At 69.6% G+C, this 21,304-nt stretch carries 18 protein-coding genes and 1 tRNA gene; 11 read left to right on the top strand and 8 right to left on the bottom strand.

The annotated features are described in order from the left end of the window. Nucleotides 1-15 precede the first annotated feature (15 nt). The 3 genes from RN743_RS14165 to RN743_RS14175 are packed head-to-tail and all read left to right on the top strand — an operon-like array spanning nucleotide 16 to nucleotide 4,411. Nucleotides 16-1,224, top strand: coding sequence for an aminomethyltransferase family protein (locus tag RN743_RS14165; protein WP_310780785.1), 1,209 nt, complete (start codon nucleotides 16-18; stop codon nucleotides 1,222-1,224). Beyond that, complete coding sequence (locus tag RN743_RS14170) at nucleotides 1,221-2,828, top strand: NAD(P)/FAD-dependent oxidoreductase (protein WP_310780787.1); 1,608 nt, start codon at nucleotides 1,221-1,223, stop codon at nucleotides 2,826-2,828. The genes RN743_RS14165 and RN743_RS14170 overlap by 4 nt, the downstream gene beginning before the upstream one ends. Then, nucleotides 2,825-4,411, top strand: coding sequence for an NAD(P)/FAD-dependent oxidoreductase (locus RN743_RS14175; RefSeq protein ID WP_310780788.1), 1,587 nt, complete (start codon nucleotides 2,825-2,827; stop codon nucleotides 4,409-4,411). The genes RN743_RS14170 and RN743_RS14175 overlap by 4 nt, the downstream gene beginning before the upstream one ends. Before the next feature lie 95 nt (nucleotides 4,412-4,506). Here the strand turns inward: RN743_RS14175 and RN743_RS14180 are convergent, their stop codons facing one another. Next, entirely contained in the window at nucleotides 4,507-4,929 is a 423-nt protein-coding gene (locus RN743_RS14180; RefSeq protein ID WP_310780790.1) for a bleomycin resistance family protein, read from the bottom strand. Between the two features lie 2 nt (nucleotides 4,930-4,931). After that, nucleotides 4,932-5,912, bottom strand: coding sequence for a malate dehydrogenase (locus RN743_RS14185; protein ID WP_310780791.1), 981 nt, complete (start codon nucleotides 5,910-5,912; stop codon nucleotides 4,932-4,934). Between the two features lie 223 nt (nucleotides 5,913-6,135). Between RN743_RS14185 and RN743_RS14190 the strand changes: the two genes are divergently transcribed. From RN743_RS14190 to RN743_RS14215, 6 genes are all read left to right on the top strand, one after another. Beyond that, entirely contained in the window at nucleotides 6,136-6,672 is a 537-nt protein-coding gene (locus tag RN743_RS14190) for a hypothetical protein (protein ID WP_310780793.1), read from the top strand. Nucleotides 6,673-6,678: 6 nt separating this feature from the next. Then, entirely contained in the window at nucleotides 6,679-8,175 is a 1,497-nt protein-coding gene (locus tag RN743_RS14195) for a hypothetical protein (RefSeq protein ID WP_310780794.1), read from the top strand. Between the two features lie 164 nt (nucleotides 8,176-8,339). Next, the gene (locus RN743_RS14200; RefSeq protein WP_310780796.1) at nucleotides 8,340-9,536 is read left to right on the top strand and encodes a Fic family protein; all 1,197 of its coding nucleotides are present in this window, start codon (nucleotides 8,340-8,342) and stop codon (nucleotides 9,534-9,536) included. A gap of 136 nt (nucleotides 9,537-9,672) precedes the next feature. Then, on the top strand, nucleotides 9,673-10,548 hold the full coding sequence (locus RN743_RS14205) for an ABC transporter ATP-binding protein (RefSeq protein ID WP_310780797.1): 876 nt from the start codon (nucleotides 9,673-9,675) through the stop codon (nucleotides 10,546-10,548). Continuing rightward, nucleotides 10,545-11,342, top strand: coding sequence for an ABC transporter permease (locus RN743_RS14210; RefSeq protein WP_310780799.1), 798 nt, complete (start codon nucleotides 10,545-10,547; stop codon nucleotides 11,340-11,342). The genes RN743_RS14205 and RN743_RS14210 overlap by 4 nt, the downstream gene beginning before the upstream one ends. Continuing rightward, nucleotides 11,339-13,159 (top strand): CIA30 family protein, encoded by a 1,821-nt coding sequence (locus tag RN743_RS14215; protein WP_310780800.1) that lies wholly within the window; start codon nucleotides 11,339-11,341, stop codon nucleotides 13,157-13,159. Before RN743_RS14210 ends, RN743_RS14215 begins: the two co-directional genes overlap by 4 nt. A 10-nt stretch (nucleotides 13,160-13,169) precedes the next feature. On the opposite strand, the gene RN743_RS14220 is transcribed toward RN743_RS14215, so the two are convergent. Continuing rightward, complete coding sequence (locus tag RN743_RS14220; RefSeq protein WP_310780802.1) at nucleotides 13,170-14,636, bottom strand: amidohydrolase family protein; 1,467 nt, start codon at nucleotides 14,634-14,636, stop codon at nucleotides 13,170-13,172. Between the two features lie 108 nt (nucleotides 14,637-14,744). Here RN743_RS14220 and RN743_RS14225 point away from each other — a divergent pair, with 108 nt between their 5' ends. After that, nucleotides 14,745-16,067 carry an amidohydrolase family protein gene (locus RN743_RS14225; protein ID WP_310780803.1) on the top strand — a complete coding sequence of 441 codons (1,323 nt, stop codon included), beginning with the start codon at nucleotides 14,745-14,747 and terminating at the stop codon, nucleotides 16,065-16,067. An 18-nt stretch (nucleotides 16,068-16,085) separates the two neighbouring features. Here RN743_RS14225 and RN743_RS14230 read toward each other — a convergent pair whose 3' ends face one another. From RN743_RS14230 to RN743_RS14245, 4 genes are all read right to left on the bottom strand, one after another. Continuing rightward, the gene (locus RN743_RS14230) at nucleotides 16,086-17,849 is read right to left on the bottom strand and encodes a solute carrier family 23 protein (RefSeq protein ID WP_310780804.1); all 1,764 of its coding nucleotides are present in this window, start codon (nucleotides 17,847-17,849) and stop codon (nucleotides 16,086-16,088) included. A 114-nt stretch (nucleotides 17,850-17,963) separates the two neighbouring features. Continuing rightward, the gene (locus tag RN743_RS14235) at nucleotides 17,964-19,259 is read right to left on the bottom strand and encodes a type II toxin-antitoxin system HipA family toxin (RefSeq protein ID WP_310780805.1); all 1,296 of its coding nucleotides are present in this window, start codon (nucleotides 19,257-19,259) and stop codon (nucleotides 17,964-17,966) included. Continuing rightward, nucleotides 19,256-19,513 carry a helix-turn-helix transcriptional regulator gene (locus tag RN743_RS14240; protein WP_310780807.1) on the bottom strand — a complete coding sequence of 86 codons (258 nt, stop codon included), beginning with the start codon at nucleotides 19,511-19,513 and terminating at the stop codon, nucleotides 19,256-19,258. The genes RN743_RS14235 and RN743_RS14240 overlap by 4 nt, the downstream gene beginning before the upstream one ends. A gap of 158 nt (nucleotides 19,514-19,671) precedes the next feature. After that, nucleotides 19,672-19,744 (bottom strand) — tRNA-Gly (locus tag RN743_RS14245). 95 nt (nucleotides 19,745-19,839) lie between these two features. Between RN743_RS14245 and RN743_RS14250 the strand changes: the two genes are divergently transcribed. Further along, complete coding sequence (locus RN743_RS14250) at nucleotides 19,840-20,196, top strand: cupin domain-containing protein (protein WP_310780808.1); 357 nt, start codon at nucleotides 19,840-19,842, stop codon at nucleotides 20,194-20,196. 54 nt (nucleotides 20,197-20,250) lie between these two features. On the opposite strand, the gene RN743_RS14255 is transcribed toward RN743_RS14250, so the two are convergent. Then, nucleotides 20,251-21,297: an alcohol dehydrogenase gene (locus RN743_RS14255; RefSeq protein ID WP_310780810.1), complete on the bottom strand. Its 1,047-nt coding sequence runs from the start codon at nucleotides 21,295-21,297 to the stop codon at nucleotides 20,251-20,253. Nucleotides 21,298-21,304 lie beyond the last annotated feature (7 nt).

Here is a 21,304-nt window from a genome sequence, read left to right on the forward strand (position 1 = left end):
CGCGTCAACACCACGGTGCCAGCGCCTTCCGTCGTCCGGGGCACGCCCTTTCACGAGCGGACCGGCCCGCTCTGCCAGGCCGGCAACTGGCGGCGCTGGGCCGGGCATCTCTCGGCGGGCTCTTACGAGCCGACCCACGAGCACGAGTACCAGGCCATCCGCTCGGCGTGCGCGCTCATCGATGTCTCGCCGCTCTACAAGTACCGGCTCTCTGGCCCTGGCGCGGCGGCGCTCGCGAACCGGGTCGTCACGCGGGATGTCGACCGGCAGGACGTGGGGCAGGTGTACTACACGCCGTGGTGCGACGCGGCGGGGAAGGTGCGGGACGACGGTACCCTGCACCGGCTCGGCGCGTCCGACTTTCGCCTCACGTCGGCCGAACCGACGCTGAAGTGGCTGCACGAGAACGCCCGCGGACTCGACGTGACCATCGAGGAGGAGACGGAGCGGGTGGCCGCGCTCGCCCTCCAGGGGCCCCGTTCGCGCGATCTGCTCAAGCGGATCACCGACGGCGACGTGGCGGGACTCGGCTATTTCCGGGTGGTGCCGGCGCGGATCGCGGGGGTCGCCGCGGACATCTCGCGCACGGGGTACACCGGCGACCTCGGGTATGAGATCTGGGTCGGCGCCGCGGACGCGATTCCGCTGTGGGACGCGCTCACGGCGGCGGGTGAGCCGTTCGGCCTCGCCCCGGCGGGCATGCTCGCCCTGGACATGGCGCGCCTCGAGGCCGGCCTGCTCCTCGTCGACGTCGACTTCGTCCCGGCCCACCGTACGGTCATCGAGGACCAGAAGTCGTCTCCGTACGAACTCGGCCTGGGCTGGACCGTGTCGCTCGAGGCGTCGAACTTCGTGGGCCGGGCGGCGCTCCGCGCCGAACGGGCCCGCCCGCCCGCCTGGCGCTTCCGGGGCATCGCCCTCGACTGGGAGTCGCTCGAGGCGGCGTACGCGGCGGTCGGCCTCCCGCCGCAACTGCCGGGCACGACGCTGCGCGACAGCGTGCCGCTGTACGCCGGCGGACGGCAGGTGGGATACGCCACGAGCCGCGGCTGGTCGCCGACCCTCAAGACCTACCTGGGACTGGCCCACCTCGAAGCGGAGTCCGCGGCCGTCGGCACCGAACTCGAAATCGAGGTGACGGTCGAGCACAGGCGGCGCCGGGCCCGGGCCACGGTGGCGAAGACGCCGTTCTTCGACCCGGACAGGAAGCGGGCGACCCCGTGAGCGGGACGAACGCGTACGACGCGATCATCGTCGGGGGCGGGCACAACGGCCTCATCAACGCCGCCTACCTCGCCCGGGCGGGCCTTCGCGTGGTCGTGCTCGAGCGCCGGCACCTGGTGGGTGGCGCCGCGGTCACGGAGGAGATCTTTCCCGGCTTCAAGTATTCCGTCGCCTCCTACGTGGTGAGCCTGCTGAGACCCGAGATCATCCGCGACCTGCAACTCGCGCGGCACGGACTGGAGATCCTTCCCCTCGAGAGCACGGTCACGCCGCTCCCGAACGGCGACTACCTCGGGCGCTGGGCGGACCACGATCAGACGCGGCGCGACCTCTATCGCCATTCCCCGAAGGACGCCGAGGCGTACGACGATTTCGCGACGCTCATGTACCGGCTCGCGTGGGCGGTGAAACCCCTCCTCGGCATCGTGCCGCCCGACCCGCTCTCTCCCGGGCTGCGGGACCTGAAGACGCTGGTCATGCTGGGGCGGCACGCGCGCGGCCTCGACGAGCAGCAGTTCCACGCGCTCTTCAAGCTGGGGACGATGAGCGCGGCCGACTATCTCGACGAGTGGTTCGAGTCGGATCCGCTCAAGGCGACGATGTCGGCGAGCGGAATCATCGGGACCTTCCTCGGCCCCCGGTCTCCGGGGACGGCGTACGTCCTTCTCCATCACTACATGGGCGAGATCGACGGCGTGTTCCGGGCGTGGGGATTCGCGCGGGGCGGGAACGGGATGGTCAGCGAGTCCATCGCGTCGGCGGCCAGGTCCCACGGGGCGGAGATCCGGACGGGGGCCACGGTGGAGCGGGTACTCACAAGGAACGGGCGGGCGACGGGCGTCGTCCTCGAGGGCGGCGAGGAGCTCACGGCGAAGACGGTCGTGTCGGGGGTCGATCCGAAGCGCACCTTCCTCGGCCTGCTCGACCCTGAGGAGCTGCCGGACGATCTCGTGGAGGCGATCCGGCGCTTCCGGATCCGCGGATCCTCCGGCAAGGTCAACCTGTCGCTCTCGGAGGCGCCGGAGTTCTCCTGCCTGCCGGGCGGGGGGCCGCACCTGCGGGGCGCCTTCTCCATCAGTCCGGGCATGGACTACCTGGAGCGCGCCTACGACGACGCGAAGTACGGAGGATTCTCGCGGCAGCCGTACATGGACATCGTGATTCCATCCATGATCGACCCGGGGATGGCGCCGCCGGGACGGCACGTGATGTCGATCTTCGTCCAGTATGCCGCCTTCGACATCGAGGGCGGCTGGGACGACGCGAAACGGGAGGCGTTCGGAGACGCGGTGGTCGACACGCTCTCGGAGTACGTGCCGAACCTCAAGGACTCCATCCTCCACCGGCAGGTGCTCACCCCGCTGGACATGCAGGAGCAGTTGGGGCTCACGGAGGGCAACATCTTCCACGGCGAGCTGACGCCGCAGCAACTCTTCTTCTTCCGTCCCTCGCCCGCGTGGGCCGACTACCGGACGCCGGTGCGCGGGTTCTACCAGTGCGGCTCCGGGACGCATCCGGGGGGAGGCGTGTGCGGGGCGTCGGGGCGGCTCGCCGCGCTCGAGATCCTCCGGGACCTGCGGCGGCGGCCGCGGGGGGGGCCGTGAGCGCCGTCGACGCGGTCGTCATCGGGGCGGGCCACAACGGTCTCGTCGCGGCCGCGTACCTGGCGCGGGCCGGGCTCCAGGTGATCGTCGTCGAGCGGGGCGAGGTCGCGGGGGGATGCGCCACCACGGAGGAGTTGTGGCCCGGGGTTCGCGTGGACACCAGCGCGCACAGCCTGACCGGGATCGATCCGCGCGTCATGAAGGAGCTGGATCTCGCGGGCGCGGGCCTCGAGTTCCTGTCCCCCGACCCGTGCGTCGTGTCGCCGCAGCCGGACGGGGGAGCGCTCGTCCTGGAGAGGGATCCGGCCCGGACGGCGGACCTGATCCGGCCCTTCTCCGCGCGGGACGCCGCCCGCTGGCCGGAGTTCGTGGCCGCGATGTCGCGGGCGAGCCGGGCCCTCGCCGTCTTGTACAGCGCGCTGCCGCCGCGGATCGCGGGCGCGGACCGTGGCGACCTGTGGGAACTCGTTCGCCTCGGCGCGAAGCTGAACCGCCTCGGACGGCGGGACGCCCTCGAGCTGATGCGGCTCATCCCGATGACGGTGGAGGAACTGCTCTACGAGTGGTTCGAGAGCGAGGCGCTCAAGGGTGTGCTCGCGGCGGACGGCGTGCGGGGGATCTGTCAGGGGCCGCTGGCCTCGGGCACCGGCTACATGTTCCTCCACCACATGGTGGGCGCGGGCGGCGTTGTGCGGCGAAGGCGCCAGGTGCGCGGCGGGATGGGCGCGCTCGGCGCCGCTCTTCAGCGCGTCGCCGTGGCGGCGGGGGCGGAGGTCCGCCTCGGCCACGAGGTGGCCTCGATCCGCGTCGAGGACGGGCGCGCGACGGGCATCACGCTCGCCGGGGGCGGCGAGATCGCGGCGTCCCGCGTCGTCTCGTCCGCGGATCCCGGCCGCACGCTGCTCGGCCTCGTCGACCCCGGCGAACTGGCCCCCGAGTTCGTCCGCGCGCTCGACAACATCAAGTACCGGGGCGTCGTCGCGAAGGTGCACCTCGCGCTGGGCGAGCCCCCGCGCCTGCGGGCCGGGGATGACGCGGCCCAAGCCGCCGTGCTTGCCGGCGCCGCGATCACGGTCGCCCCGAGCATCCACTACATCGAGCGCGCGTACGACGACGCGAAGTACGGCCGTCCGTCCGCGCGGCCGGTCCTGGACGCCGTCCTCACGACCGCGCTCGATCCGTCGCTCGCGCCGGAAGGGCGTCACCTCCTGTCCGTAGCGGCCCAGTACGCGCCCTTCCGACTGGCCGACGGATCATGGAACGACGAGCGCCGCGACGCGCTGGGGGACGCGGTCGTCGCGACGCTGGCCGAGCACATCCCCAACCTCGAAGCGGCGATCCTGCACCGGCATGTGCTAACGCCAGCCGACCTCGCCGACCGGTTCGCGTTGCCGGAGGGGAACATCCACCATGGCGAGATGACGCTCGACCAGGTCTTCTTCGGGCGCCCCGTCGCCGGCTGGGCCCGATACCGGACCCCGGTCGACGGACTCTACCTGTGCGGCGCCGGCACCCACCCCGGCGGCGGCCTCAACGGCCGCCCCGGCGCCCTCGCCGCCACCCGCATCCTCCGCGACGGCTAGCCCAACGCCCGAACCGGCTACGCCGTTCCGACGAGACCCCACTGAGGGCGGCATGACGGCAGCCTGAGGGTCGCCGACGCACCCGGTATCTACAGCTAGTCCAGGTCGACGCCCCGGCTGACGCGGAAGACGTGGCCGTCGGGGTGGCGGACGTGCATTTCGCGCACGCCCCACGGCATGTTCGTGGGGGGCCATGTGACGTCGAGTCGCTGTTCGACGCACCGCGCATGCACGGCGTCGACGTCGTCCACCCAGATCGACATCCAGACGCCCTTGTCGGCGCCGTCATCGCCCCCCGGGCCGAACGTCCTCTCTACCTCGCTGCGGCCCCGGCCGCCCTGCGCGTTCTGACACAGGAAGATCTGGCAGTCGCCGGAGACGACGCCGCCGAAGTCCGGCGGATCGCCCCATTCCCAGCTCTTGCTCCAGCCCCAGCGCTCGAACCAGGCGAAACTCTCCTGCAGGTCCGAGACGTTCAGGATCGGCGTCAGCCCCTTCGCGAATCCGTCGGCGTTCACGGCTACCCGAGGAGGTCGGCGACGGCGTCGCGTTCGGAGCGCAGTTCCGCGTCGGTGATCTGCATGCGCTCGCGGCTGAAGTCGCTCGGGTCGAGGCCGTCCACGACGGAGTAATCGCCGTCCGCGCACGTCACGGGGTGCGAGTAGACGACGCCCTCGGCGACGCCGTAGCGCCCGTCCGCGTGAACGGCCATGCTCGTCCAGTCGCCCTCCGGCGTGCCGTGCACCCACGTCCGCACGTGGTCGATCGCGGCCGAGGCCGCCGACGCCGCCGAGGAGGCGCCGCGCGCCCCGATGATCTCGGCTCCCCGATTCTGGACCTTCGGGATGAAGGTGTCCCGGTACCACGCTTCGTCGACGAGGTCGGCGGCCGGAGCGCCCGCCACCGTGCACTGGCTGATGTCGGGGTACTGCGTCGCAGAGTGGTTGCCCCAGATCGTCATGCGCCGGATTCCCGTCGCGTGCGTCCCCGTCTTCTCGGCGAGTTGGCTGATCGCGCGGTTGTGGTCGAGACGGGTCATGGCCGCGAACTGCCGGCGGTCGAGCTTCGGGGCGTTCGCGGCGGCGATGAGGCAGTTCGTGTTCGCCGGGTTTCCGACCACGAGGACGCGCACGTCGGGCGACGCGCGGTCGCTGAGCGCGCGACCCTGCGGGCCGAAGATCCTCCCGTTGTCGGCCAGCAGGTCGCCCCGCTCCATCCCCGGCCCCCGCGGCTTGGCGCCCACGAGCAGCGCGTAGTCGACGCCCTCGAAGCCCTCGTTCACATCCGCGGTTCCGACCACCCCGTGCAGGAGCGGAAAGGCACAGTCGTTGAGTTCCATCTCGACGCCGCGCAGGGCGTCGAGCGCGGGCGGGATCTCCAGCAGTTGAAGCGTGACCGGCCGGTCCGGCCCGAGCATGTCCCCGGCCGCGATCCTGAAGGCAAGGGCGTATCCGATATTTCCTGCGGCCCCCGTGATGGCGACCCGCGCTGGTGCAGTCATGTCGTCTCCGCGCTTTGTGTGGGAACGTCGTGTGCGAACGTTGGTTGAATGGGAGGCGCCAAACTCACAGGAGCGACCCCTCAAGTCCAGCGGGGATCCGGACGGGCGCGGCGGAAGCGGCGCGGCGGAAGCGGCATGGCGCGGTCTCGCGCCGGGGTTCACGGCGTGGCAGACTTCGGCCCTGCTTGAACCCGAGGGGAGACCCATCCGCGACAACGCTCACATGACCCGCCTGATGGCGGTGCTGCTCGCGCTCTGCGCCGCCCTGCTCGGCTTGCTCCTGGTGGCGGCCGCAACCGGGGCCGGCCGCGCCACGCCACTGCCCCACGCGGAGCACGCGCCGATGCTGGTGGGGGTCGACGCGGGCGAACTCGGGGCACCGACATGGGCGGCGTACGTCGCGGGCATCGCCATGCTCGGGACCATGTGGGTCGCGATGCTGATCGGGTTCCGCGAGGGACACTGGATCCGGCGGGCGGTCAACGCGTGGATGGTGGGCTACGTCCTCCTCTTCGTGGTCCTCATGTGGTCCTTCGACGCCTATGCCGCAGGGCACACGACGATCATCCTCGGGTTCACGGCACCGACTTCCCTGCTGGTGTACGGGCTCACGCTCGCGCCGTGGGTCCCGCTGGCCGCCATCACGTGGGCGTTCGAGAACGCCTACTTCGGCCCCCGTGAGCAGATCCGTTTCGACGAGATCGTCGCGGAATCGAGGGGGAGCGGCGACTCCGACGCCACCCGCGGCGGCGAGGGATAGCGGTCGGTGGAGGCGAATCGCGCCCTGATCACGCTGCTCGCCGTGATCGCATACCTCGCGCTCTGCGTCGGCGTCGGACTCTGGTCGCTCCGCCGCACGAAATCGGCGAGCGACTTCTTCGTGGCCGGCCGCAATCTGGGGATGTTCGTGACCGCATTCGCGATCTTCTCGAGCACGATGAGCGGGTTCGGGTTCGTGGGCGGTCCCGGCCTCATGTACTCGATGGGGACGAGTTCGATCTGGATTCTCGGGACGATCGTCATCTCCAACATCATCGTCCTCAACCTGGTGGCGAAACGCCTCCGCCTCGTGTCGGAGCTTCGCGAATGCGTGTCGCTGCCGGACATCGCCGCGGCCCGGTACGGCTCGGAGTCGGTGCGGGCCTCCGTGGCCGTCGTGATCCTGCTCGGCGTGCTGGGCTACCTCGCGACGCAGATCCTCGCCATGTCGATCGTACTGCAGGGGGTGCTCGCGGACGCGGGGGTGATCGCAAACCCGAGCCTGGCCCTCTGCGTCGCCATCTCGTGTTCCGTCCTGATCTTCTACTCGGTGACCGGCGGGATCGTGGCCTCCGTCTACACCGACGTGATCCAGGGCGCCATCATGGTCGTCGCTTCCGTCTTCGTCTTCGTCACCGTGCTCGGGACGTTCGACGGCGGGCTGACCGAGATCAGCCGGATCGTGGCGGCCGACGACCGCGCGGCGAGCGGGCCGTGGGGAACGATCGGGCTGATGGGAGGGCTCGCCTGGTTCTTCGTGTTCGGCATCGGCGTGGCCGGGCAGCCGCACATCATCACCAAGTTCATGATGCTGCGGCGCATGAAGGAACTGCGCTACGTGATACCGGTCGGCGTCATCGCCTACAGCTTCGCGGCGCTGCTCTGGATCGGGATCGGCTTCGCGATGCGGGCGCTGGTCATCACGGGCGGGCACCCCGCGCTCGCCACGCCGGACGCGGCCTCGCCGGAGTTCCTCCAGACCTTCACGCACCCGCTGCTCGCCGGCGTCGTGTTCGCCGCGCTGCTCGCCGCCATCATGTCCACCGCCGACGCGTTCCTGAACATCGGGACCGCCGCCATCATGCACGATCTGCCCAACGCGATCCGCGGCCGGTCGCTGGGCAACGAACTCGCGTGGGCGCGAATCATCACGGTCCTGCTGGCGATCTCGGCCGCGCTGGTGGCGCTGTATTCCGGCGATCTCGTGGCGCTGCTCGGCGTGTTCGGCTGGGGCACGTTCGCCGCGGGTCTCGTCCCCGTCATCGCGATCGGACTCAACTGGAAACGGGCCAACGTCCTCGCGGCCAACGTCGCCGTCGCCAGCAGCCTGCTCGTCAACTTCGGGCTCCGGTCCGGCTTCGGGTTCGGCACCGTGCGTCTCCCGTACGGCGTCGACCACGGCGCCGCGGCGCTCCTCGTCTCCCTCGTCCTCTTCCTCTCCATCTCCTTCCTCACGAAACCCGACCCCATCGACCGCGACATCCAACGCGTGATGGAACTCTGACCCCGAGACCTGATCCGCGAGGAGGGCCGGAGCGCGTTGAATCGGCGGTTTGCACATGGCGCGAGACGAGAACATAATCTGGACATATCGTTGGACATATCGTTGGACATATCGTTGGACAAAATCGACACATAATCTCCACACGACATGGGCAGGAAGGCAGGATGACAGACGAGCGTCCGTACGAACGGAGTCACGCGTGGATCAGTTTTCGCGCGCGTCTGGAGCGGGCCACGCCGCAGTTGTGGTCCCTGCTCGGACAGGTGGCGGCTCGCTGCGAGCAGGTCGCCCGGGCGGTTCTGCCCCCCGCCGCAGCAGCGGAGATGCACAAGCTCTACCTCATCAAGGGGGCCCGCGCGACGACGGCCATCGAAGGGAACACGCTTACCGAAGCACAGGTTCGGGACAGACTCGACGGACAACTCGAACTTCCAATCTCGCAGGAGTACCTGGGTCGGGAAGTCGACAACGTCCTTCGTGCCTGCGAGGACATTTTTCGAAGGATCACCGCCGGCGAACCGCCACGCCTCACTCCGGACTGGATCCGGGAAGCGAACCGTCTCGTCCTCGCGGGGTTGGAAGAGCACCTTGAAGAAGGAGTCGTTCCGGGAGAGGTGCCCACGTTCTCCGTTGGCGTGGGAAGATATTCGGGTGCGCCGCGGGAAGACTGCCTGTTTCTCCTCGAACGGCTGTGTGAATGGCTGGAGGAAGACGTAGTCTGGCCGGACATCGAGGAGCACCTGGACAGTGCGATCGCAGTGGCGGTTCTGCGGGCGGTCCTCGCACACCTGTACATCGCCTGGATCCACCCCTTCGGCGATGGGAACGGTCGCACGGCGCGGCTCACCGAGTTCCTCATCCTGGCCCGCGCCGGAGTCCCCTCGCCCGCCACGCATCTCCTGAGCAACCACTACAATCTCACGCGCGCGGAATACTACCGGCAGCTCGATCGTTCGAGCCGCGCCAACGCGGGCCGCGGGGACGCGCTCGGGTTCATCGTCTATTCGCTTCAGGGGTTTCTGGACGGCCTCGAAGAACAGTGTCGTTACGTGGAAGGGGTCCAGTCATGGCTGGCATGGGAACACTACGTGTATTGGACGTTCGGACAGCGGCGTCGCTCACCCGCCATGAACCGTCGCCGGGAGGTGGTCCTCGTCCTGGGCCGGCACGCGGAGCCGGCGAGGAAGCGCGACATTCCCGACCTCGCTCCCGCCCTGGCGCGTCTCTATTCCACGAAGACGACGAAGACCCTCACACGGGACCTGAACTGGCTCCTGGCCAATGATCTGCTCGAGAAGGACGGGGGCGAATACCGCGCGCCCGTCCACAGGATGCAGCAGCTTCTTCCCGTCCGGGCCTAGCGCCGCCGCGCAACCCGAAACCTCCGGCGGCGGGGTGCGTACGCTCCGCTGAGAGTCCGGCCCGTTGCGCCGTCCCCAACCCCCTGCGCCATCTCTGACGAGGATGCCTGAAGAAGCCGTCGCCCGACTGTCGGGCGTGACTCATCGATACGGACCTGTCGTCGCGTTGGAGGAGGTGGACCTGGAGGTCCGGCGCGGCGAGGTACTGGCGGTGCTGGGTCCCAACGGGGCCGGCAAGACCACCGCGATCAGTCTGCTGCTGGGGAGCGTGGCCGTGCAGACCGGAGAAGCGACCGTCTTCGGGCAGCGACCGGGCGCTCCCGGGGTTCGAGCGCGCCGGGGCGCGATGCTCCAGATCTCCGGCGTACCTAATACGCTGACGGTGGGCGAGCACATCGACCTCTTCCGAGCCTACTATCCCGCGCCGGCGCCGGCTTCCCGTCTGCTCGCCATGGCGGGGCTCGAGGGACTGGAGCGACGCAGGTTCGGCAAGCTTTCCGGGGGACAGAAGCAGCGGGTGATGTTCGCGCTCGCTCTGTGTGGCGACCCGCAGCTTGTGTTCCTCGATGAACCCACGGCGGGCCTGGACGTGGAAGCGCGGCGCGGGCTGTGGGAGGAGATTCGCGCACTCAGCGAGTCGGGGCGGACCACGGTTCTGACGACCCACTATCTCGAGGAGGCGGACGCGCTCGCGGATCGAATCGTCGTCCTACATCGCGGGCGGGTCATCGCGGAGGGCTCGCCGGCGACCATCAAGTCGCATACGGCCGCCCGCCGGGTCCGTTGCGTCACCGGGGTTCACCGCGACCGCGTGGCCTCCCTTCCGGGCGTCGTGAGGTCCGAGGCCCGGGGCCGGTACCTGGAAATCCTGACCTCACGACCGGAGGATCTTGTGCGCGCCCTCCTCGACCTGGACCCGGACCTGCACGACCTGACCGTCGTCGGCGCCGGACTCGAAGAGGCCTTCCTCGCCCTGACGCGAGCACCCGACGCCTCGGAGCCTGTCTCATGACGACGGCAACACTCGCCAGACGCGGGCGCATCTACGTGCTGGAGGCCCGGTATCAGTTCCTGATGGTGCTGCGAGAGCCCGCCTTCGCGATCCCGACGCTGCTCTTCCCGCTGATCTTCTACCTGTTTTTCGGCGTGGTCATGGGCGGGAGAGGCTTTTCGGTCGCGGCACCCACGTACATGCTGGCGACCTACAGCGTCTTCGGCGTCCTGGGACCCTCGCTGTTCGGCTTCGGGGCCGGACTGGCGACGGAACGCGACTCCGGCGCTCTGCTGCTCAAGCGTACCACGCCGATGCCCGCGGCGGCCTACCTGCTCGCCAAGGTGGGGATGGCGTTGACCTTCGGGGCGGCCGTCGTCCTGGGGATCTTCTTTACCGGCGCCTACGGGGCCGGCGTGATGCTGTACCGCTGGCAGTGGTTCGCTCTGGCCGGGGTCGTACTCGCCGGGGTGATCCCTTTCTGCGCGCTCGGGTTGGCCGTTGGAGCGTGGTCGAAGAGTCGCGCCGCGGTGGCCATCACGAATCTGGTCTTCCTGCCCATGGCCATGCTGTCGGGGCTCTGGATCCCGATCACGATGTTTCCGGCGGCCCTGCAGGACTTCGCCAACGTGTTGCCCGCCTATCACCACGCGCAGCTCGCACTTAAGGTCATCGCGATGGACGGTGGACAGGCGACGGCCCTGCACGTCGCCGTGCTTGCCGTGCAATCGATCGCCTTTCTCGTCGTCGCCGCGGTCGGGTTCCGGCGGGCGGAGAGCGGCGCCGTCTCGATCCGTGGGGGAGGGATGTCATGAACACGGAGAACCGCACCGCCCTGCGAAGCGTGTGGATTCTCCTTGTCGCGGTGGCGGGATTCATCGGCGCGCTGGCGACGCTCCCGGTCCCGGGTGACGCGGCCGCCCCGGAACAGGAGGCGCCGGAGGAGAGCTTCGCGATCGTGGACGTGACGTTGTTCGACGGCGAGGCCTTCAGGCCAAACCAGGATGTGTGGGTGGAGGACGGACGGGTGCGGCGGGTGGGCGCGAAGCTCCGGCTGCCGGACGACCTGCCTCGCGTCGATGGCCGCGGACATACGCTGCTCCCGGGCCTCATCGACGGCCACGTCCACACGTTCGGCGGGACGCTGGGCGATGCGCTTCGCTTCGGCGTGACAGCCGTGCTCGACCAGTTCACGGACCCCGGCCTCGCGGCCGCCGCGCGGACGGCCCGAGACGAAATCGCGCGGACGGCCGAAGCCGATCTCTTCTCCGCCGGCATGCTGGCGACGGCGCCCGGCGGTCACGGCACGCAGTTCGGGCTGGCGGTGGAGCCGCTCACGGGCCCGGAAGGCGCCGACGCCTGGGTGCGGGCGCGGAAGGCGGAAGGTTCCGACTGGATCAAGATCGTCTCCGAGGATGGAGCCGCGTACCGCGGGGATATCCCTTCTCTGGAGCGCGAGACGATTGCGGCGCTCATCGGGGCCGCCCACGCCGAGGGGCTGCTGGCCGTCGTCCACGTCAGCGACCTTGAGGCGGCGCTTGAGGCGGTCTCGCTGGGAGCCGACGGCCTGGTCCACACCTGGTTCGACGCCGCGATTTCCGAGGAGGGCGCTCGCAGCTTCGCGGAGGCGGGCGTCTTCGTCGTCCCCACCCTTTCCGTGATCATGGGACTGTTCGGCGACTCCACCGGTCTGCGCATCCTCCACGAGACGGAGGAAGCGCTGGTCTCGCCGATGCAGCGGCAGACGCTGAGCAACCGGTTCGAGATGCCCGAGGGGCCGGACTCCGAGGTCGCGCTGGAGAACGTGCGGCGGCTCCATGCGGCGGGCGTGCGGATCGTCGCGGGCACGGATGCGCCGAACCCCGGGACGGCGACCGGCCTCTCGATGCACGGGGAGCTTCGGCTCCTCGCGCGGGCCGGCCTGGAGAGCCACGAGGTGCTCGCCGCGGCGACCTCCGTTGCCGCGGATGCATTCGCCGTCCCCGAGCGCGGCCGCATTGCCGAGGGCACCATCGCCGATCTCCTGCTGGTGCGGGGCGACGTGGAGGAGGACCTCGCGCGCACCGCCGACATCGTCACGATCTGGAAGGACGGCTATCCCGTCGTCCGTGAAACCGCCTCGACCGCCTCGTCGCCCGAGATCCCACCGGCGCCCGAGGGGCCGGTCATCGTCGACTTCGAGGACGGGCTCGACTCGGGCTTCGGGTTCGGCTGGCAGGTGACGACGGACGCGATGAACGGGGGCGCCTCCACCGCGGACCTGGCCGTGGAGGACGGGGCGCTCGTCGTGCGGGGAGAGATCCGGGCAGGGTTCGCCTTCCCCTGGGCAGGCGCGATCTGGTTCACCGGCGCCCAACCGATGCAGGCGGTCGATTTCTCCGGCCGCAGCGTCCTGCGCTTCCGCACCCGCGGAGACGGCCGGAGCTACACCGTGATGCTGTTCGGCGCGGGAGCCGCGGCCGCCGTGCCGCCCACGGTCCCCTTCGTCGCCGGACCGGAATGGGCCGTGGTCGAGATCCCGCTCGAGAGCTTCGCCACCGCCGACCCGTCGGTCATCGCCGCCCTCGCCTTCGTGGCCCAGGCCCCCCTCGGATCGTTCACCTTCGAACTCGACGACGTAGAAATCCGCTAGCGGTGGGGGGTCAGCGGACGCCGACCTGGCCGGCGACGGCGGCGGTCAAGCTGTCCGGGTCGTAGCCGAGGCCGTCCTTGAAGACGATGCGGACATTGCGGATGTCCGAGGGCCGGAGTTCGATGTCGCCCTCGATCACGATCAGGTCGGCGAGTTTGCCGGTGGCGACGGTCCCGAGTTCGCCGTCGAGGCCGAGAATCTGCGCTCCGTTCGCGCTCACGATCCGTACGGCGTCGGCCGGCTCGAAGCCCGCTTCGACCAGAATCTCGAAGTTCCGCTGGTCGCCGTAGCCAGGTAGCGCGCCCCAGGCCGGGTCCACTCCCGCCGCCAGCACGCCTCCCGCCTCCACGAACGCGAGTTCGAACTCGAGCATGTTCTCGAACAGGTCGATCATCCACGGCATCTCCGTCGTCCGGAAGATCGACCGCCGCTCCATCTCGGCCTCCACGACGTGATCCGGGAGCGCCGCCAGGTCGCGCTCCGTCAGGTCCGGCACGAGCGGCGTGGCCTGCTCGGCGACCGCCAGCGTGGAGGTCATGGCGACATCGGCGGCGACCATCTCGGAGATCGTCTCGGCCACGCGGGGGTCGTCCATGTCCAGTTCGGCGATGCTGCGCTGATAGTTGGGACTGCACCGGTCCGGCTCACGCGTGGTGTCGTACTCGGAGTTGGCCCACAGGCCGTGTTCGAGGTTGTCGATCCCCATCGCCGTGGCCTCGCGAAAGCCCACCGAGCAGAGGTGCGCGGTCACCTTCATCCCCTGGCGGTGCGCCTCGTCGATGATCGTGGCGAGCGCCTCGCGCGTGATCTGCGTGTAGGCCTTGATCCACTCCGCTCCCTCCGCGGCCCAGTAGCGCACGTACCGGCGCGCCGCTTCCTCGTCCCGGATCGCGTACATGCCGAGGTCCCTGAGCCGCTCGTCGGGACCGGGGCTGATGACGTACGGGGCGGTGATGAGGAGCCGCGGGCCCGGCGTCTCGCCGCGCTCGATGGCGCCCTTGAGTGAGAGATCCTGATACGGGGCCACGCTCCCCGTCGTCCGCACCGTGGTGACGCCGGCTCCCAGATAGAGCCGGGGACCCGAGTACTGCATCTGCGAGGCGCGCGGCGTGGACTGGTAGTAGAACATGTGGTTGTGGAGCCCGACCATGCCGGGCATGACCGAGTGGCCCTCGAGGTCCAGCCGCTCCGCCCCCGAGGGGATCTCGACCTCGCCCGCCGCGCCGACGCTCTCGATCCGGTTCCCGCGGATGACGATGGTCTGCCCCGCGCGCGCGGGTCCGCCGGTGCCGTCGAACAGGAGGACGTTCTCGAGCGCCACGACCGGCGCGGAGACGCTGAGATGGGACCGGACGTCGTCGGAGAGGGCGTCGCGGTCCTGCGCCGCGGCCTGGCCGAGGCTGCACAGGGGCGCCGCGAGCGCCGCCAGGAATCCGCGACGAAGCCATGCGCCGCGAAGAGACGCGCCTTCGGGCATGATGTTCTCCTTGTGCCGGGTCGTGATCTTCCTCAGCGTAGATGCGGGCGCCGGGGCCGGAAAGACCCGTATCCCCTCGAGAGTCCTCCCGACCACAGGAGCTTCGCCGTGCGCGTTGCCAGAGCTTCGTTCGTTCTCTGCGGGATGTTGGCGGGAGCCGCTTCACTTCAAGCCCAGGAACGGTGGCTGGCGATCGAGGGAGGCACGGTTTTCGATGGCACGGGCGCCGTTCACGAGAACGCGACCGTCCTCGTCCGGGGGGACCGGGTCGAGCGCATCGGACCGGCGGGGCAGGTCGAGATCCCGGCCGGGGCCCAGCGCATCGATGCGAGCGGCAAGTTCCTCACGCCGGGGTTCATCGACCTCCACTTCCACTACTCCCCGGGTCCGCATGCCTCGATCGACGGGACGGGGACCGACGCGAACCCGGAACTTCCGCTCCTCTTCCTGGCCAACGGCGTCACCACGCTGCGGGAGATGGGGCAGTGGATCGCGGACAACGAGGACTGGCTCGGCACCGTGGAGGCGAGGGAGCTCCCGGCGCCGCGGCTTCTCTATTCCGGGCCGATCCTCGACGGGTTCAACACGGCCTATCCCACGATTTCGCGCGTCCTGCTGGACGAGGCGGACGCCCGGATGGCGGCGAACGAACTGATGGATCGGGGCGCGACGTCGCTGAAGGTGTATTTCCGGCTCTCGCTCGCGCAGGTGGCGGCCGTCATCGAGGAGGCGGACCGCCGCAAGGTGCCGGTCCACGGCCATCTCGAGATCGTCGACCCCGTGGCCGCGATCCGGCTGGGGCTGGACGGCATCGAGCACACGAGATCCCTCGGCCGGTCCCTCGTCGCGCCGAAGCAGGCGGAGGAGTTCCGGCAGGCGGTACTGCGCGAGAGCATCCACCGGGGCGAGGGGGGATTCGCGCTGTGGGCGGCGCTGGACCCCGCCGGGCCGCGCGCTGACGCGCTCATCGAACTCATGCTCGAACGGAACGTTAACCTCGATGGCACGCTGGCCGTCTTCGAGCCGGAGTTCAGCGAGGAGGGCCGCGACGTGCAGTGGGCGGCGATGCGGAACATGGCCGCGTTAACGGTGCGCTACGCGAAGGCCGGCGGTCCGGTCACCATGGGGTCGCACGGCCTGGTCGCGAACGCACCGCCGGGGCTCGCCTTCCAGCGCGAGATGGAGTCTCACGTGGAGGCCGGCATGACGCCGTCGGAGACGCTGATTGCCGCGACCCGGGCGGGCGCCGAAGCGCTCCGGCTGTCCGACAGGGGCACGCTGGCGCACGGCATGCTGGCCGACATCGTGCTGTTCGACGCCAGCCCACTCGAGGACATCGCCAACGCCCGCCGCGTCCACGCCGTCATCCTCGGCGGCGAGTTGCTCGACCGCGACCGGCTGCTCGCCACCGCGGACGGCCTCGTCCCCTGATCCAGTGTCGCGTCGCAGCTAGTCTCCGCCGCCTCCGCGCGCGGGGCCTTCGATGTGGACCGTGACGATGTCGGCGTCGTGGTACTTCTGGTGCCTCACGGACGTGGCCAGGTGCTGCAGAATGCGGAGCGAGATCTCGTGCTCCTGCGGTTCCGCCGTGCCGTGGCTGGCCAGGACGGCGATCTGATCCTCGATGTTCCCGGCGCCGCCAGCCGAGATGAACTCCAGTTCGGCCCCGTTCTCCCATTTGCGGGCCACGACGCGCAGGCGCCGATCTTCGGCGTCTTCCCCCTCCTTCGCCTTCTCCAACAGGAGCAGCAGCGTCTCCTCCGCCGCCTGCAGCAGCCGGTCGCTCATCTCCATCGGCCACTTGCGCCGGATCGAGAACTTGTCGAGGAAGTTCCGGATGGTGGGGAGCGCCTCCACGTTCAGCGTCGTCTCGACGCGCAGGGGCCGCGAGCCCGTGAGCTCGAGCAGCGCCGTGAGGAGGATCGCGACCAGGCCGCCCGCCGTCATCCCGTTCTCGAGCAGCGGCGCCAGCCCGGGGCTCAGGTACTCGTTGAAGAGCGCACCCTCCTGGAAGGCGACGCCGGCCCAGAACGACACGCCGACGATCGCCGCCTTGCGATAGTCGATGCCGTCCTGGATGACGACGCGCGCTCCGATGACGAACAGGATCGAGATCAGCACGAACCCGTAGGCGGCCAGCACGGGGTCCGGGATGGCGAGCACGACCGCCGCGATCTTGGGCAGGAACGCCAGCACGACGAAGGTCAGGCCGATGCACACGCCCACGCGGCGCGCGGCCACGCCGGTGATCTCGGCCAGCGAGATGCTCGACGAATAGGTCGTGTTGGGGACGGTGCTCAGCAGCCCCGAGAGCAGGTTGCCGAGCCCATCGGCGGCGACCGCGCCCTGCACCGCTCCGAAGTCGGTGGCTCGGCTGCGCCGCCAGGAGACGCGCTGAATGGCCACCGCGTCGCCCACCGTCTCGATCGCGCCGATCAGCGTCACGAACACGAACGTCGGCAGCAGCGCCCAGAAGGCGGGGCCGAAGCTGAAGCCGAAGCCCGGCCAGCCGGCCGCGGGGAGACCGACCCAATCCGCGGCCGCCACGCGCTCGAAGTCGTAGATGCCGAACGAGACCGCCGCCACGCACCCGACGAGGATGCCGATCACCGGACCCCACAGCCGCATGACACCGCTGGCCCGGAGCACGATGAGCAGCGTCGCGACGACGGTCGCGCCCGCCGTCACCGGCGCCGCCAGCGACCAGGCGCCCTCGGGGACCTGGCGCAGGAGGTCGAACAGGAGGGGCATGATCGTGACGGCGATCAGCATGATCACGGTCCCCGCCACCACGGGCGTGATGATCCGCCTGAGGAGCGCGAGGTGCCGCGAGAGCCCGAACTGGAAGAGGGATGAAGCGATGACCAGCGACGCGAGGAGGGCGGGACCGCCTTGGACGAGCGCCGTCACGGAGGCCGCGATGAACGCGCCCGATGTCCCCATGAGGAGGACGTACCCCGCCCCGATGCGCCCGATGCGCGCGGCCTGCACGGCCGTGGTCAGGCCGCTCACGATCAGGACCGCGAAGCTCCCCCACGACAGGTAGTCCTCGGAGCCGCCGGCCGCCCGCACCACGATCGCCACCGTGATGACGATGGCCGCGATGGTGAGCACGACGTACTGGAGCGCGAGACCGATGGCGATCCGGTACGGCGGAGTCTCGTCGGGCTCGTACTGGATCGCGTGGTTGAAGTCGCGGGGTTCTGACGCCATCGGTCACATCCATCGTTGGGGAACGGAGATGCCGAACGCACGCGCTCGAAGCTCAAGCCAACGGCAGCAACCCGCAAGACGGTAGCACGCGCCACCCGGAGCGCGAAGTCGTCCTTACGAACCCGTGGATTTCCCGCTGAGCCGGTCGGCTCCGGCGGCGGTCGACGCCATGCATCGCTCGGCGCGGGCGGTGACCGTGCGGCGGAATCGCGAGAGCGCCTCCGAATCCAGCCCCGGAATCGATAGCTCCTCCGCCACGTCCCGTGCCTTCCGGATCACTGACTCCCCGAGTTCGGCGACCCTCCTCCGGATGAGCGGGAGTCCGACCGTCGTTTCTTCGGCAAAGGCCACCCAGTGGCGAGCGTCCATGTCGGCAAGCCTGCCGCACCCCCCGAGGGGCATGGCGAGCGCCGTTGCCAACTCCGGGTAGGCGGCCGTCATGACGAGGTCGTAGAGCGGCGCAAGGCGAGGTCGGGCGGTGTCGTACAGGAGTGAGAAGTTCTTCCCGTGCGCGTCGGCGTTGCCGACGATCAGGTTGAAGATCGTGGCGTCGAGGAGCTTGAGAACGTCGACGGCGGGGCGGAGGGCAACCCGCCGCAGGAGTTCGAAGCCATCCTTCAGACCCGGACCGCCCTCACCTGCGTATTTGACTTCGGGCGGTATCCCGAGCGCCTGGCAGAAATCCTCCTGATGGACACGGCGGACCCGACCGTCCGGACCCGTGGATCGATCATACCGCGCGACCAGCAGGAACGTTCGGTCCCCGACTCTTCGCGGCTCCACGGATGCGACGTCCAGGCCCACTGACCGCGCGAGCCGCATCGCGAAGGCTTCGTTCTCCGTCGTGTGGGGGAAGTCGGGGATCGCCGGTTTCAGGATGTGGGTCGTGGGCTGCCCCGGCGCCGGAAGAGCGATCCGACCGTCGACCGTGACGACGGGCAGTTTCGACTGAGCGCCGGCGAGCGACAGGCGAAGGCCTGCCTCGCCGGCGAGCAGGGGACGCCACGGCAGCTTGTCGAGCACCTCGATCAGTGCCGCGTCGTCAAGCGGTTGAGGCGAATAGTCCGATTCGAGATCGGTCGGCGATTCTCCGGGCGACAGGAGCTGGAGGGCTCCCGCCACGTCGCCGCCGAGCCGATCGAGAAGGGCGAAGTCGTTCAGGGGAGAGACGCCCAGCGACCGTGCCACCCGGTCCCGCTGGATCTCCTCAGGCAGGAGGCCGGCAAAGAAGGGGCGGCATTCGCGGCGGGGGTACGGTTCCGCACGCCTGGGGAGCGATGCGGACAGCGCCGGGGCCCGGTCGTCCCGCAGCCAGTCCTCCGCGTACGCGAACTCCAGGGCGGCGGGCCGGGGCTGCCTCAAACGGCCGACGAGCCGCCCATCCCACCAGATGTCGAGGACGCGGTTCATGTATCGCGAACGCTGGCGGGTGCGGTCGCGTCAGCTTCGGGTGGGGGAACGATCTCGACGGAACAGCCGAGCGCCGCCAGCACCTGAAGGACCTTTCCGATCTGCGCGGTCGGTTTTCCCGCTTCAAGATCTACGATGAAGCGCAGACCCACTCCCGCGACACCCGCAAGCTCATGCTGGCGCAGCCCCGCGCTCTTGCGCGCGTTGCGGACGATTTCGCCGATATCTGAAGGCGTGACGGTTCGTTTTCTCATGATATTCCCGATCGGGAATATCGGGCGTCTTCAAGCCGCTTGTCAACCTTATTTTTCCCGATCGGGAATATTTGCGGGCATTCGGAACCGGCGTGAAGCAGAATTTCCCGATCGGGAACACGGAGGAGAAAAAGCGTCGCAGATTTCGTAATGCGAAAAGCGGGCGACCGGGGTCGAACCGGCGACCTTCAGCTTGGAAGGCTGACGCTCTGCCAACTGAGCTACGCCCGCGAGGCCGTCGAATCTGGCGACCGGGCCCCGCGGCGGGCAAGTTTTCGGGCACACGCAACGACCGCACGGGACGACGAATCCAGGAGGATGATCGAGTGAGCGTTCGACATGTGTCGGAGTTCGGGCTGACGCCGGTCGCCGCCGGGTCGGGGACCGAAACGCAGGTTCTCATCGGGCCGGACCAGGGGCCGAACTTCGCGCTGCGGCGCTTCGTGATGCAGCCGGGCGGGGGGATGCCGCGGCACACGAACGCGGTCGAACACGAGCAGTATGTCCTCCGGGGACGGGCCCGGGTGTCGATCGGGGACGAGACGCACGACGTGAAGGCCGGAGACGTCGTCTACATTCCCGCGGGAACGCCGCACTCCTACGACGCCCTGGGGGATGAGCCCTTCGAGTTCCTGTGCGCCGTGCCCAACCGGCCCGACAAGATCGAGATCGTCGACTGCTGATCTCGGGACAGGTCCCTCCGTTCTCGACGCTCACGCGGAGTTTGCCGCGGGCTGCTAGACGGTAAGGACGACCCTCCCGACCACCCGGCCCGCCTCCAAGTCGCGCAGACTCGCCTCGGCTTCAGCCATGGGCCGCGTCGCGTAGGGAATCGGGTCGACGCGGCCGGCGCGGACGAGTTCCATCAACTCCGCCATCTCGGCGAGGCTCCCGAGATCGGACCCCTGGACGGCGAGATCCTTGAGGACGAGCAGGGGGATAGGGACGGAGAGCGAGCCCCCGAGCAGACCGACCACCACGAGGCTTCCGCTCTTGGCGACCGTCCGGAAACCGAGCGCGGCGGACGCCGAGGAACCGGCGAAGTCGACGACCGCGGCGCAGCCGCCGTTCGTGAGCTTCTTCAACTGCCGGGGCGCGTCGTCCTCGCGGGCGTCCACCACATGCGCGGCCCCCGCGCGCCGCGCCACATCGAGCTTCGCGTCGTCGACCTCGACCACGATGAGTTCGACGTCGAAGAGCGCCTTCGCGAGCTGGATGCCGGCGAACCCGACGCCGCCGGCCCCGATGATGACGAGCTGGTCCTCGAGCCGACGTTCCGCCTTGCGGAGCGCGCTGTAGGCGGTGAGGCCGGAGCAGGCGTACGTACCGGCCAGTTCGGGCGCGACGTCTCCGAAGTCGAAGAGATAGCGCGGGTGCGGGACGACGACGTGATCCGCGAAGCCGCCGTCGAGGTGCGTGCCGAGGGCGCGCGGGCGGTGGCACAGATGCTCCCGGTCGGCGTCGCAGAACTCACACGCGGTGCACCCGATCCACGGGAAGACGACGCGGCGGTCGCCGATGGAGACGCCATCGGCATCCGGCCCGGCCGCAGCGACTTCGCCGACGATCTCGTGGCCGAGCGTGAAGGGGAGTTCGCGTACGGCCCGGACGTCCAGCTTTCGGCCGCCGCCCATCTCGAAGTAGCCCTGCCACAGGTGCAGGTCGCTGTGGCAGAGGCCACAGGCGTGGACGCGGACGAGCACCTCGGTGCCCGTCGGGTCGGGGGTCGGCCGCTCCGCTCGTTCGAGTGGGCCACCGTACTCGCGGAACTGGTAGCTCTTCATCGCCTTC

The organism is Candidatus Palauibacter scopulicola (assembly GCF_947581915.1).
Classification (GTDB): domain Bacteria; phylum Gemmatimonadota; class Gemmatimonadetes; order Palauibacterales; family Palauibacteraceae; genus Palauibacter; species Palauibacter scopulicola.

Bases quoted from the DNA above. Each gene is read 5' to 3' on its own strand.
- RN743_RS14240 (WP_310780807.1), bottom strand. From the start codon at position 19,513: ATGAGAAAACGAACCGTCACGCCTTCAGATATCGGCGAAATCGTCCGC.
- RN743_RS14200 (WP_310780796.1), top strand. From the start codon at position 8,340: ATGACAGACGAGCGTCCGTACGAACGGAGTCACGCGTGGATCAGTTTT.
- RN743_RS14190 (WP_310780793.1), top strand. From the start codon at position 6,136: ATGACCCGCCTGATGGCGGTGCTGCTCGCGCTCTGCGCCGCCCTGCTC.
- RN743_RS14185 (WP_310780791.1), bottom strand. From the start codon at position 5,912: ATGACTGCACCAGCGCGGGTCGCCATCACGGGGGCCGCAGGAAATATC.
- RN743_RS14235 (WP_310780805.1), bottom strand. From the start codon at position 19,259: ATGAACCGCGTCCTCGACATCTGGTGGGATGGGCGGCTCGTCGGCCGT.
- RN743_RS14215 (WP_310780800.1), top strand. From the start codon at position 11,339: ATGAACACGGAGAACCGCACCGCCCTGCGAAGCGTGTGGATTCTCCTT.
- RN743_RS14230 (WP_310780804.1), bottom strand. From the start codon at position 17,849: ATGGCGTCAGAACCCCGCGACTTCAACCACGCGATCCAGTACGAGCCC.
- RN743_RS14255 (WP_310780810.1), bottom strand. From the start codon at position 21,297: ATGAAGAGCTACCAGTTCCGCGAGTACGGTGGCCCACTCGAACGAGCG.
- RN743_RS14220 (WP_310780802.1), bottom strand. From the start codon at position 14,636: ATGCCCGAAGGCGCGTCTCTTCGCGGCGCATGGCTTCGTCGCGGATTC.
- RN743_RS14210 (WP_310780799.1), top strand. From the start codon at position 10,545: ATGACGACGGCAACACTCGCCAGACGCGGGCGCATCTACGTGCTGGAG.